This is a genomic window from Sphingomonas yabuuchiae (assembly GCF_001477495.1).
GTDB lineage: Bacteria > Pseudomonadota > Alphaproteobacteria > Sphingomonadales > Sphingomonadaceae > Sphingomonas > Sphingomonas yabuuchiae_A.
Map to the genome: position 1 here is coordinate 1 of NZ_LDTF01000031.1, position 13,675 is coordinate 13,675.

Genomic DNA, 13,675 nt, shown 5'->3' on the forward strand with positions numbered 1-13,675 from the left:
CGCTTGCACCTTCATCGGCATGGCCAGACCAAGGACGATCGCCGTCCATGCCGCGCCCGCGTGCAGGCGCGCCCTCCCCTTGAAACGCATCGTCAAGCCACTCCCATCGCCGACGTGAAGATTTATGAATACTGTGGCGATGATGTCACAATTAAGGCTGAAAACCGGACGAGTTGCCATGTTGGCGGGATAACCGCATGTTTCGTGTTCAGCCGTCGGCAAAGAAGGCATCGACCTCAATAGCTTGGCCCCCGACCATAATGTTGCGGATGCGGATCGATTTAAGGATCCTTCGCCGGGGCCGTATAGGTCGGTATGACGTCGGCCCTTTCCCCGCTGCCGACTGCCTCGCTGCGGTCGCAATCAACCTCGCTCGCGCTGCCCAAGCCCGAGGGACTGGCCGCGCCCGATGCGCCGCAGGATGCGGACGGTGTGGCGATGCGTGCGAAGAACGACGCGACGGTCCGGGCGAAATCGCGCAATCCTCAGGGCGACATGCCCGGCGGGGGCAGGGGCGGCCTGGACGGCCGTCACGTTGTCGACGAGCGCGTGATCGAGAGCGGTGACATGCGGATCACCGTCATTTCGTATAGCGACGGATCGGTCGACCGGCTGAGCGCGATGAAGAACGCAGGCACCGCTCCGCCCCCGGCTCTCACACCGGCCGAGCCCAGTGGCGCCAAGGGCTGGGGCAACAGGGGCATGATGGTCGACCGCATCGGCTGACGCCCGATCAGAGAATCGGTAGCGGCTGTTCACTGATGAGCAGCGCGGCCGACGCCGTAGCGCGTGCCTCGGCCCGACGGCTCAGCACACTGCGCATCAGCCGGACATAATGATCCGCGCCATGCTCGATGGTGAAGCGCCGTGCCTGGTGCAGCGTGCGCTGCGCATTCTGCGTCTGGGGCCGGGCGGCCGCGATCGCGGCGGCAAAGCCCGCTTCGTCGCCGACCGGGACCAGCGTGCCCAGCGTGCCCTGCTGCAACAACGCGCCCATCGAGCGGCTGCAATCGGTGGCGACGATGCCGATATTGGCGGCCAGCCCCTCCAGGATGACGGCGGGCACCCCCTCATAATGCGAGGACAGGAGGAGCGTATCATATCCCGACAGGAGCCCCGCCGGATTGGCGACATAGCCCCGGAAATCGACGCGATCGGCGATCCCCAGCGACGCCGCCAGGGCCTCCAGCGCCGCGCGCTCCGGCCCGTCGCCGAACAGGGTCAGCGTGTCGTCGGGTGCGCTGCCGCGGGCGAAACCGCGCAGCATCAGTGCGAGATTCTTCTGCGCGGCCAGCCGGGCGATGGTGACGAAGCGGCGGCCCGGCGTCTTCGGGCGCTCCGTGGAAGGCTCGCGCAGGGACAGGATCTGCGCCTCGGACAGGGCCGGGTCGGGGATGATCGCCACGCGGGAAGGGGACACGCCGACGCATTGCACGATCTCGGCGCGCATCGGCTTTTCCATGCCGACGAAATGGTCGATCGCCAGCCCCTGGATACGCAGCCAGATCCGGTAGAAGACCCGGTAGAACCAGGACGCATCGGCGCGGTCGAGATTGTTGCTGATCTTGGCGATGATCGGCGGACAGTCGCGACCCAGTATCAGCTTCAGCATCACCGCGACGACGGCATAGGTGTTGCCCGCGCAGAACAATATGTCGGGCCGCAGCGTCCGCACCGCGCGTGGCAGGGTGGCGATCATCCAGATCGTCTCCCAATGCGCGATGCCCGGCCAGCGGCGTTTCGGGGTCACGAAGTCCAGATCGGCGCCGACATCCTCGGCCATCGCGCCGTCGGTGCGCCCCAGGAACAGCGGCGCATCGACCCCGGTCGCGCGCCAGCGCCGGACGAGGCGCAACGCGATCCGTTCGACCCCGCCGGGCTCGAAGCTGTGCAGGAAGGTCAGGACGCGCAAAAAGCCGCACGCCCTGTACGAAACCGATATCGCCCGGAATTCCCGCCCATAATCTGCCCCCGATAGCATGACCGGCGGGGGAAACGATACCCCATCGTGACGTATTGGTCAGGCCTTGGGCGGCGGGGATCGTGACGGGGCCGCCTCCTTGATGTCCAGTGCCTACGGCCCCGTCAAGAAACAGGTCACGCGGTCCATGCCTTGCTCGGCCAGGACGGCCGTTTCCCGCTTCCAAGGTCCAGAAAACGGTTCGGTATAAGCCGGTTGACGTGGCTTGCGGTACCGTCCTTTTGCCGTCCGTCCTCTTGTTTCGATCTTCGGTCAAGAAACGTTCGGCATCACCCCGCCGCAAGAACAGTTTCAGCGGTATCGTACAGCATTTTTACGTCTCAGATCATCAACACAAACCGTATTTCGACAGCGCATGATCCGATCCGATACAATCTATGGCTAATAATGGATGATTTTGAACTATGCGACCAAGCATATCCCCCGTAAGTCGGCCGCTCAGGGCCATTTTTACGGGGGATTAACATATGTCGAGAATGAAGAATATTGTATGTGCAGGAAGTATATCGTTGGCCGTCCTACTAGGGGCATGCGGAGGCGGCGGAAGTTCTGACAGCGGGACCGTACCGGTGATTACGGCGCCGAATCCCACGCCTACCCCGACCGCCACATCGACCCCGACGCCGACCAACACGGCTCCGGTCGCCAATCCCGGCCCCAATCAGAATGTCCTGACCAAGACGTCCGTCACGCTGGACGCCAGCGCCAGCATCGATGCCAATGGCGACGCGCTGACGTACAAATGGGCACTCAAGGCGCGGCCATCGGGTAGTGCGGCCGCCTTGTCGTCCACCACGGACGCGAAGCCGACCTTCACGGCCGATGTCGCCGGCACCTACGTCGCGACCCTGATCGTCAATGACGGCAAGGTCGACAGCGCACCCGTCGACGTCACGATCATCGCTGCGGTCGCCAATGCGGCCCCCGTCGCCAATGCCGGACCGGATCAGAACGTCAAGAACGGTGCGCTCGTGACGCTCGACGGCAGCGCCAGCAGCGATGCTAATGGCGATGCGCTCACCTATCAGTGGACGATGGATGCGCGTCCTTCGGGCAGCACGGCCGCCTTGTCGTCCGCCACGGTCGCAAAGCCGACCTTCACGGCCGATGTTGCCGGAAACTATGTCCTGTCGCTGATCGTCAGCGACGGTGCGCTGAAGAGCGTGGCCGACAGCGTGACGATCACCGCGGCCCGGGCCAATGCCGCGCCCGTCGCCAATGCGGGCAAGGACCAGAATGTCCTGACCGGGGCGACCGTCACGCTGGACGGACGCGGCAGCAGCGACGCCAATGGCGACACGCTGAAATATGACTGGAATCTGACGTCGAAGCCCGCCGGAAGCAGCGCGGCCCTGTCGACGAACGCGCAAGCGGTCACCAACTTCGTCGCCGACAAGGCGGGGACCTATGTCGCCACGCTGGTCGTCAACGACGGCACGGTCGACAGCGCTCCCGTCACGGTGGCGATCACCGCGGTGGCGCCGAGCCTGTCCCTGTACCGCGTCGGCAGCTTTTCCAACGATCTGCTGAAGCTGCCCTTCACGACCTCGTCGTCGATGCAGACGTCGCAGAGCTGCGTGGGATCGGGCTGCCCGACCATCGTTTCGGTCGACAAATTCCGGTTTGTTGCCAGTGGCGGCAGCTTCACCATTCAGAATCTGACGGCGGTCAATCTGACGACCGGCTCGAAGGTTGCGGCCACCTTCAACGGTCTGGCCAACGGCACGGTGATCGCCAATGGGCAGACGGTCAATTTCAGCCTCGAGTCCGACTTCACGCGGGGTCAGAGCGTCAACCTGCGCTATGAATTCACCATCAAGGAGACGGGTGACAAATTCTCCTACACGGTCGAGCTGAAGACCAACTGATCGCCGCCAGGTGATCGGATCAGGGCGGGGTTTTTCCCCGCCGTGACTTTATACGCGGCATCGAATTCAGTCCGCGTGGGCGTCTTCCCCCTTGCCTTTGCCCACAAAGCGACCCACCCGCGCGTCCCATGGACAGGACACAGGCGCAGGACAGGGGGATCAACCAGAGCCGCGTGTTTTTACTGCTGGCGCTGGTCGCGCTGGTGGTGCGGGCGCGGACGTTCGGGAATCCGGTGATCGGGTTCGACGAGCAATTCTACCTGCTGGTCGGCGAGCACATGCTGCATGGCGCCTGGCCCTATGTCGACATCTTCGACCGCAAGCCGATCGGGTTGTTCCTGCTCTATGCGGGCGTGCGGCTGCTGGGGGGCGACGGGTTCCTCGCCTATAAGCTGCTCGCGACCGGCTTCGTCATCGCCACCGCCTTCGGCATCCAGCGGGTCGCGCGGTGCTTCGCCGGGGCGGGGGCGGGCCTCGTGGCGGCGATCCTCTATATCCTCTGGCTGAATGTGATGGAGGGGGAGGGGGGCCAGTCCCCGGTCTTCTACAATGCGCTGATGCTGGTCGCAGGCGCCGCGACCTTGCGCGTCGTCGAGCGGCGGGGGCGGTTGCTCCCCTGCGGCGCGGTGGCGATGGGCGCGGTCGGCGTCGCGCTCCAGATCAAATATTCGGTGCTGCCCGAAGGGTTCGTGTTTGGCTGTGTGCTGTTGTGGCAGGGCTGGCGCGCGCGGGTGCCGCTGGGGCGGTTGGCGGGCATGGCGCTGGTCTGGGTCGCGCTGGCGCTGCTGCCGACACTGGTGGCGTTCGGGGTCTATGCCGCTGCCGGGCAGGGGCAAGCGTGGCTCTTCGCCAATTTCCTCTCGGTCGGCGGACAGGCGGCGCGGCCGTTCGCCGACGAGCTGGAGGGGCTGGCGACCTGTCTCGGCATCCTGTCACCGCTGTTGCTGGTCATCGGGTTCGGGCGGCCCTGGAGACATTTGAGACGCGACGTTCCCGCCGAGCGGCGCGCGGGGTTTCGGTTCCTCCTCATCTGGCTGGCGGCCGCGGGGGCGGCGGTGCTGTTCTACGGCCGGTTCGGCAGCCCGCATTATGCGCTGCCCATCGTCTTGCCCGCCGTGCTGGTCGCCGCGCCCGCGCTGGCCCGCTGGCGGCGGGGCGGGACGGTGGCGTTCGTGCTGGCGATCTTCGCGGCGGGGCAGATCGTGCTGGTCTTGAGCGAGCGGACCAAGGGTGGCGCGGCCGAGGCGCGCGCAGTGGCGCAGGCGGCGAGACCGGCGCGCGGCTGCCTCTATGTCTATGACGGTTATCCGGCGCTGTACCTGCTGACGCAAAGCTGCCTGTCGTCGAAATGGGTGTTCCCCGGCCATCTCAATACGCAGGACGAAGCCAGCGCCGAGGCGATCGGCGTCGATCCGGTCTCCGAAATCCGCCGCGTCCTGGCGACGCGGCCGGGCGCGATCGTCGACGATTATCCGCGTTTCGCCTTCGGCAACCGTGCGACGCGGGCCGCGCTGCAAGAGGTGCTGGCGCGCGACTATCACCTTGCCGCCTGCGTGCCCACGGGGCCGAGCCGGGTGCGTCTGGTCTATCGACCGGGGCCGGGGCCGGTTCCGGCGGGGTGCCCGAGCGCCGAGGCGCTGGCCGCGATCCCATAAAAAATCCCCGCCGGCATCGCCGACGGGGACAGGCATTCCATCGCGTCTCGGATCAGAAGTTCGTCGTGACCGAGAACTGGATGTAGCGGCCGTAGATGTCGTAGAAATTGACCGGCGAATTCTGCCAGCCGTTGATCGAATAGGTGTTGTTGCCACCCCGCGCCGGGATGATCGGCGGATCCTTGTCCAGCAGGTTGTTGATCGTCACGCCCAGCGTCATCCGCTTGGCGATGTTCACATTCGCCGCCAGATCGAAATAGCTGTAATTCGGGATGCGTGCGAACGTGTTCTGCACCGTCCGGCGCAGCGTGCCGCTCTGCGTAGCCGAGATGTAGCGCCAGTTCAGCGAGAGCTGAACCAGGCCCTCCGCCCCGGTGAACGTGCCGCGCAGATTGTGCCGCCACTTTGGAATGGGATTGCCCACGCCGTCACCGAAGTAACCGACGCTGCCCGACTGGTTGGAGATCGACGCGGCGCTGGTCACGAGACCGCCGTTGAAGTCGGTGGCGAAGGTGCCGCTGCCGACCGGCAGGTCATAATGCGCCTGGAAGTCATAGCCGGTCGTGCCGATCTGATTGGGCACGTTGAGCACCAGCGAGCTGACATAGCCCGAGCTCGGATTGTTGATGTTGCCGAACAGCGTACCGTTACCGTTGCGCACGAACTGCTGGCACGAAATCCGGTTCAGTTCGGTCGGATCGGTCGCGTAGTTGACGCAGTTGTTGACGATCGTGTCCTGATCCAACCCGACGATCTGGTTGGTGTAGCGGATCTCGTAATGATCCACCGAGAAGCTGAAGCGCGGCAGGAAGCTGGGCGTCAGCACCAGGCCATAGGTCAGCGTGTTGGCGGTCTGCGGCCCCAGGGCCGGATCGACCGCGCCGTTGCGATAGATACAACCCGCTTCGGGGCAACGGATGGTCGTGCTGCCATAGCTGGCCGGGTTGAAGCCGGGCTGCAGCTGGCACGCGGCCAGGCTGGCGAGCGGGGCGCCGCCCGCTGCGGTGGACGCGCCGCAGATGTCGACGAAGTTCAGGCTGCGGGCGAAGTTGATGTTCTCCGTCGCCTCGAACACGTTCGGCGCCCGCGAGGCGAAGTTGCGCGCTACGCGGAAGCGGATGTCGCGGACGGGTGCCCAGGTGCCCTCCAGCTTCCAGGTGCTGAAGAAGGTCCGTGACGACGTGTCGTAGTTGGACGCACGATAGCCCCCGCTGAAGCCAAGCAGGTGGGTCCAGGACTGGTCCTGTATCAACGGCACCTGGATTTCGGTCGCCAGTTCCTTGGCGGTCTGGGTGCCGCGCGCGAAGGAGGACGGGTTCGGCGTTCCCTGGATGATCGTGTTATAGTCAGCGCTGGTGAAGTTGTTCGCGATGTCGCGACGCAGTTCGGCACCGAAGCTCACCTGCACGCCGTCGGTCGCCAGCGGCGAACGCACGCCATATTTACCGAGATCGCCGCTGATATTGGCCTGCACGTCGAAGAAATAGCCGACATTGCGACGCGGCCCGTTGGGGCCATAAGCAAAGATATAGTTATAGGCGGCGGGATCGTTCGAGTCCCCGCGGAAGATGTCCAGCGGCACGCAGTTCGGATCGGTGCCGTTGACCTTGGCCACGCAGGTCGGCACGCCGTTGACGTTGACGACATTCAACGCGCGCGCGATGTTGGTGCCCGACGGAGCCCAGTTGCGGTTGATCGCGCTCTTGGTCAGGTTGTTGGCCCAGACGCCCCCGACATCATAATGCCAGGCGCCAGCGAAATCGCCGCGCACGCCCAGCGCCGCACGGTGATAGACCTGCTCATAGTCGATCGTACGGGTCGGGTAATGCTGGAAGCGATAGCCAAAATCGATCGGCACGGTCGCCCCGGTACCCGCCAGGGTTCCGCACAGCACCTGCGCCTGCTGCGCCGACATCAGCGGGTTGTTGCAGTTCAGCTGGTAACCACCCGCGCCATTGGTCTGCTCGCCGATCGTGGCGGGCAGGTACGTCCCCTGGCTGGTGTTGTGGGTGTACATGTAGCTGCCGTAGATTTCGGCCCAGTCGGTCGCCTTGAACGACAGGAAGCCGCCCGCATTGTACCGCTCATTGGCGCGCAGCATCTGATAGCTGTCGTCCATGCGGTTCTGGCGATCGGTGGTCGCGTCCTGCGTGTTGCGATAGGGGCGGAACACGCGGCTGCCGTCGGCGGCATTGATCTGCGGCGTCCCCGGCGTACCGTTGTTCAGCCGATAGATATAGCCGTAACGCGAATAGAGCGTGCTGTCGCAGCTGAGCGGACCGTCGATCCCGTTCTGCAACAGGTGGCACGCCTGGGTCGAACGCGAATTGTACGGCAGGTTGTCGGTCTGGCGATAGCTGAAATAGCCCGACAGCGACAGCCGGTCGTCGAACAGCTGGGTGCCCGCCGTCACGTTGATCGTCGCGCGCGCGCCGTCATTGGTCCAGCCCAGCGGGGTCGGGAAGCCGCGCGACTTGGCGGTGTCGGTGACGATGTTGGCGCGGTTCAGGTGATTGAAGAACCCGTAATTGGCGTCGACCTGCACGCCCTTGAAGTTCTTCTTCAGGATGAAGTTGACCACACCGGTCAGCGCGTCGGGGCCATAGACGGCCGCGGCACCGCCGGTCAGCACGTCGACCCGCTGGACGAGCGCGGGCGGGATGGAGTTGATGTCGGCCGCCACCTGACCGCCCAGGCGCATACCGTCGAGCAGGATCAGCGCCGCGCCGCCCGAACCACCGATGTTGCGCAGGTTGATGCGCCCGGTGCCGTTGCCTTCGTCATCGGCCTGGGGCGCGTAGGGCACGACCTGCGGCAGGCGGTTGAGCACGTCCTCGATATTGACGGCGCCGCTCAGCTTGATCTCCTGCGCGGAGACGGCCTGGATCGGCGCGGCCGAGGCGAGGTTCGGATTGACGATGCGCGAGCCGGTGACGACGACGTCACCCGATGCCGTATCGGCACTCTCGGTGCGGTCGGCGGTGTTCAGCCGGGCGTCTGCGCGCTCGGCCGCCTTCTGGCTTTCGGATTTGGCGGTTCCGGAAACGGCGTCAGCGGACGTATTGGTCGCCTCGTTCGTCGGCTGCATCGTCTGCGCAGCGGCCGGTGCCGCGACAATCGCCAGAACGGCGCTCGTGGCCAACAAGAATCCCGTGTTCTTCATATACTCCCCCCTTTTTTTCAGGCGATGATTCGGCCCCCGCCATCCGTCCGACCTGTCCGGCTCGCGATCGCCCGCGACCCATACCCCTTGGACGTAAACCCTTGCGTGGGACGGATTTTCCGCCTCCCCGCTTGGGATGACAAAGACCTTATTTGGTATCTTTACGCTGATGCCAATGGTTACAGAGCAGTCATATTTTTTCAATACTCGACGACCACTGCATGACTGCGGGCGTGGGACTGTCTTGAATAAACCTATGAAAGTCATGGATTTCCCAATATAAAAAAATAGGTTTGGGATATTCAGGGCGGATTGATCACAAATTGGTATCACCAGTGCCAATACCTTCGACGGCGGAACGGCATTTCTGTCGCCCGTCCCGCCCGGGCGGGACCTCCCACCATAAGCCTTGGCCGCACCGTCCCGCTCCCAGCCAAGACGGTATACGATATCGACAAGTAGCCGGGTTGCGATCAGGATGAGGCCATGACCCCGCTGATCGTCCTCGCCGCGCAGCTCGCCTCCGAAACCGTCCATAGCCGGGGCAATCCGATCCTGGCCGACGGGCGCTATTACTCGACCGATCCCGCGCCGCTGGTCGATGGCGACACGCTCTGGATCCTGGCGGGGCGTGACGAAGCGCCGGATGGGGTGAACGACTTCATCATGAACGAGTGGCAGCTGCTCTCGACCCGAAACCCGGCGAGCGGTGTATGGCGGCATTACCCCGCCATCGCCCGGCCGGAGGCAGTCTTTGCCTGGGCCGAGCCGGGCCGCGCCTATGCCGGGCAGATCGTGAAGGGGCGGGACGGGCGTTTCTATCTCTATGCGCCGGTGCTTCAGCGGGACGGCGACGCGAAGGACAAGTTCGCGATCGGCGTGGCGGTGGCCGACCGGCCGACGGGGCCCTGGCGCGATGCGCATCCGGCGGGGCCGATCATCTCGCAGCGCGTGCCGGAGCCCAACGATATCCAGAATATCGACCCGACCGTGCTGATCGATGATGACGGCCGGGTATATATCTATTGGGGCACGTTCGGGCGGCTGCGCGCGATGGAACTGGCCCCCGACATGGTCACGCCCAAAGGTCCCGAGCAGGTCGTGAGCGGCGCGACCGGCTTTTTTGAGGCGCCGTGGCTCCTGAAGCGACGCGGCACCTATTATCTGCTCTACGCCGCTAACAATACGGGACCCGACAGCCCGTGCACCCCGACGCTCTATCATGCCTGTCAGGCCTATGCCTCCGCGCCTTCGCCGATGGGGCCGTGGACCTATCGCGGCGTGGTACTGCGCCCGGTGTCGTCGACCACCTCGCACGCAGGCGCGGTGGAGTTTAAGGGACGCTGGTATCTGACCTATCACACGGCGGATGCGAAGGGCGGGGGGCATTTCCGCCGCTCGGTCGCGATCGATCCGATGACCTGGGACGACAGCGTCTCGCCCCCCGCCATCCGCCCCGTGCAGCCGACCAAGGCGCCCACGCCGCCCCCCGCGCCGACCCGCAATGTCGCGCTCAGCGCCTGGGCCACCGCCTCCAACGCGCCCGGTCCGGTGCAATATTGGATCGCCGCGCTGAACGATGGCGTGGTGCGCACGAGCCCGCTGCCGCCCGACATGTGGGGCAACTGGACCAAAGCGAACCCGGCCAGCGCCTGGATCGAATATCGCTGGCCCCGGCCCGTCACGCTGAACGGCGCCCGCATCCGATTCTTCGCCGACCACCCCGCGGGCGCGGACGAAGGCGTCGCCCCGCCCGCTGCCTGGCATCTGGAATATTGGGGGCAGGGACGCTGGCGGCGGATCGCGGCCACCTATCCGACCGGGGTCGACGGGTTTCAGACGGTGCGCTTCGCCCCCATCACCACGCGCTGTCTGCGCGCGGTGATGGACGCATCGGGGACCGGGGAGCGCCATGCGGGCCTTGCGGTCGAGGAATGGGAAGCTCTGTCGCCGACCCCCGCGCCGGTAAGCCCGCGCCCCGTCGCAGCCCCGGCCGGATGCGCGGGCGACAGAGCCGCAACATTATAATCGGACATTTCGACATGCGTCCGTTCCGCGTGCGGCCCGTCCCCCATGCCCTCCACGACATGACCAATTTGTCATTTGTCTAACAATATAAAATTGCCGCATTCGTCCCCCAAGCCAACGCGATTGGTACGAGAGGGGAGAGATGATGAAAGCATATTACGCCCAAATCCTGTGTGGTGCCTCGGTCGCCGCGCTGTCGATCGGCACGTGCGGCAGCGCCGAGGCGCAGACCGCCGGTGCGCCCGTCCAGGCGACCGGAAACGTTACCGCCGATCAGGCCGCGCAAGGGACGGTCAGCGATCAGGACATCGTCGTCACCGGCGTGCGCGAATCCCTCCGCTCGGCCCAGGCGATCAAGCGCAACGCCAACCAGATCGTCGATTCGGTCAATGCGCAGGACATCGGCAAGCTGCCCGACGCCAACACGGTCGAGGCGCTCCAGCGCATCACCGGCGTCCAGATCCAGCGCCGCTACGGCGAGGGCGCGACCGATTTCGACCATCGCACTACTCCCGCCATCACCGTGCGCGGCCTGACCCAGGTCAGCAACTTCATCGACGGCCGCGCCGCTATCTCGGCCTCGGGCGGCCGCACGCTCGACCTGGAGGCGATCCCGCCCGAGCTGCTGGCGGGCATCGACGTCTACAAGAACCCGCCCGCCAGCACGATCGAGGGTGATATCGCGGGCGTGGTCAATATCCGCACCCGCCTGCCCTTCGACCAGCCGGGCCAGCTGATCAGCGCGACGCTGAAGGGCAATTATTACGACCGTGCCGATAAGTTCGGCGGATCGGGATCGGCGCTCTACAGCAACCGCTTCCAGACCGGCATCGGCGAGATGGGCTTCCTCCTCAACGCCAGCTATGCGCGCAGCTCCTACCGGCAGGACGCGATCCTGATCGGCGCCTTCGGCCCTATTCCGTCGGGCATCACCATCCCCGGCGCGCCCGCCAATGCACAGGTGCCGTATGGCGAGCAGATCTATGACGATGGCGGCGACCGCAAGCGCATCGGCCTGGCGGGCGCGTTCCAGTGGCAGGCCGCCGACAATCTGCTGATCACGGCGCAGGCGCTCTATTCGCGCTACAACTTCTACCGCCAGGGCAAGTACTTCTACTACAACAACAACGGCAACACGGTCACGACGCCGCAGGCGGGCGCGGCCTTCACCTTCGACAAGGCGGGCTATGCGACCTCCGGCTCGCTGGCCAATCAGGTGTTCGAGTCTGCGCGCTTCGACCAGGACCTGACCAACACCACCGGCAACTACACGCTGAACGCCAAGTGGGACGTGTCGGACCGGCTGCACGCGACGTTCGACGGCCAGCATTTGAAGTCGAGCTACAATGCCGACCGCAACGGCTTCGTCATCTCGCTCTACGACCAGACCGGGCAGACGCCCTATAACGCCAAGAACCAGAGCATCGTTGATTTCGACCTGCGCGGATCGCGCCCCGTCTGGAACGTGCAGAACCCGGCGCTGCTGTCCGATCCGAACAACTATGCCTTCACCTATATGGCGGACTCGATCACGCGGAACGACGCGGACCAGCTCTCGCTGAAATATGATCTGGAATATGATGTCGAGGGCGGCTTCCTCCAGAAGCTGCGCGGGGGGCTTCGCTATTCGGACAGCACGATCGACCTGCGCGGCACCTGGAACGGCTTCTGCCTGTTGCCCTCGGGTCCCAACCCCAGCTGTTCGTCGGCCGCAGGCCTGCCCTTCGTCCGCCTGTCGCAATTCCCCGAGCTGGCGCTGAAGGGGCCGACGCCCAATTTCTTCGACAACCGCACCCTGACCGGCGGAATCCTCTATCCCAATTTCGAGCCGGGCAACTCGCTCTGGGACAGCCTGACCAAGACCGAGGCCAAGTTCGGCGCGACGCCCAAGAATAGCTTCTCGCCCGGCGACCTGAACCACCAGACTGAACGCACGCTCGCCGCCTATATCGCGGCGGATTATGAAGGCGTGTTGGGAGGGATCAAGATCGACGGCAATGCCGGGGTCCGGCTGGTCCGCACGGATACCGGGTCGGCGGGCACCATCTTCAACAGCGACGGCACCCAGGCGCCGATCGATGTCGAGCGCCGCTATATCAAGGCGCTGCCCAGCTTCAACATCCGCGCGCATCTGACCGATACGCTGCAGACGCGCTTCGCCTTCTCGAAATCCTTCGCGCGGCCCAATTTCGACCAGATGGCGACCAACGTCACGCTCAACAATCCGACCGAGCGGACCTTCATCGTGCGCGACAGCAACAACAATATCATCGGCCAATATCCGACCGGCGGATCGGGCAATCCGTTCCTGCGGCCGATCACCTCGGACAATTACGACGTGACCGCCGAATGGTATTTCGCGCCGACCGGATCGTTCACCATCGGCGGCTTCTACAAGAAGGTTGACGGCTTTCTGGCAGGCGGCACCACCTTCCAGAATTTCAACGGCGTGACTTACGCGATCGGCACGACGGTCAACACCGGCAAGGGTACGGTGAAGGGCTTCGAGGCGGCATACCAGCAGTTCTTCGACTTCCTGCCGGGGCCGCTCAGCGGGCTGGGGGTGCAGGCCAACTATACCTATGTCGACAGCAGCGTGACGAACCCGTTCGCGACCACGGGGTCGAACGTCCCGACGACGGTGCCGCTCGAAAAGCTATCCAAGCACAGCTATAATCTCGTCGGCCTGTACGAAAAGGGACCGATCACCGGCCGTCTGGCCTGGAGCTGGCGCGGCAAATATTTCGACACCACGCAAGGGAGTGGCGCGAACGGCATCCCGCAGTTCCAGAAGTCCTATGCTTCGCTCGATGCGTCGGTCAGCTATAATCTGAACACGCATATCGCGGTGTCGCTGGACGCGGTGAACCTGACCAACCGCATGAACCTGACGTACATTGGCACGATGAGCCAGCCGTTGCAGTACACGCTGAACGACCGGCGCTATGGCTTCTCGCTGCGCGCCACCTATTGACTTGGG

At 64.7% G+C, this 13,675-nt stretch carries 7 protein-coding genes; 5 read left to right on the forward strand and 2 right to left on the reverse strand.

All coding sequences use genetic code 11. From position 1 onward, the window contains the following. Positions 1-315: 315 nt before the first annotated feature. On the forward strand, positions 316-726 hold the full coding sequence (locus NS355_RS07635) for a hypothetical protein (RefSeq protein WP_058745161.1): 411 nt from the start codon (positions 316-318) through the stop codon (positions 724-726). Positions 727-733: 7 nt separating this feature from the next. Here the strand turns inward: NS355_RS07635 and NS355_RS07640 are convergent, their stop codons facing one another. Further along, complete coding sequence (locus NS355_RS07640) at positions 734-1,912, reverse strand: glycosyltransferase (RefSeq protein WP_058745162.1); 1,179 nt, start codon at positions 1,910-1,912, stop codon at positions 734-736. Between the two features lie 638 nt (positions 1,913-2,550). On the opposite strand from NS355_RS07640, the gene NS355_RS07645 reads away from it, so the two are divergent. Together NS355_RS07645 and NS355_RS07650 are read left to right on the forward strand one after the other, a co-directional pair. After that, the gene (locus NS355_RS07645; protein ID WP_058745163.1) at positions 2,551-3,849 is read left to right on the forward strand and encodes a PKD domain-containing protein; all 1,299 of its coding nucleotides are present in this window, start codon (positions 2,551-2,553) and stop codon (positions 3,847-3,849) included. A gap of 173 nt (positions 3,850-4,022) precedes the next feature. After that, positions 4,023-5,504, forward strand: coding sequence for a hypothetical protein (locus tag NS355_RS07650; RefSeq protein ID WP_153008109.1), 1,482 nt, complete (start codon positions 4,023-4,025; stop codon positions 5,502-5,504). Between the two features lie 52 nt (positions 5,505-5,556). On the opposite strand, the gene NS355_RS07655 is transcribed toward NS355_RS07650, so the two are convergent. Then, entirely contained in the window at positions 5,557-8,646 is a 3,090-nt protein-coding gene (locus tag NS355_RS07655) for a TonB-dependent receptor plug domain-containing protein (RefSeq protein ID WP_167345423.1), read from the reverse strand. Positions 8,647-9,153: 507 nt separating this feature from the next. On the opposite strand from NS355_RS07655, the gene NS355_RS07660 reads away from it, so the two are divergent. Then, entirely contained in the window at positions 9,154-10,695 is a 1,542-nt protein-coding gene (locus tag NS355_RS07660; protein WP_058745166.1) for a family 43 glycosylhydrolase, read from the forward strand. 145 nt (positions 10,696-10,840) lie between these two features. Then, positions 10,841-13,669 carry a TonB-dependent receptor gene (locus NS355_RS07665; RefSeq protein WP_058745185.1) on the forward strand — a complete coding sequence of 943 codons (2,829 nt, stop codon included), beginning with the start codon at positions 10,841-10,843 and terminating at the stop codon, positions 13,667-13,669. The last annotated feature ends 6 nt before the right edge of the window (positions 13,670-13,675 follow it).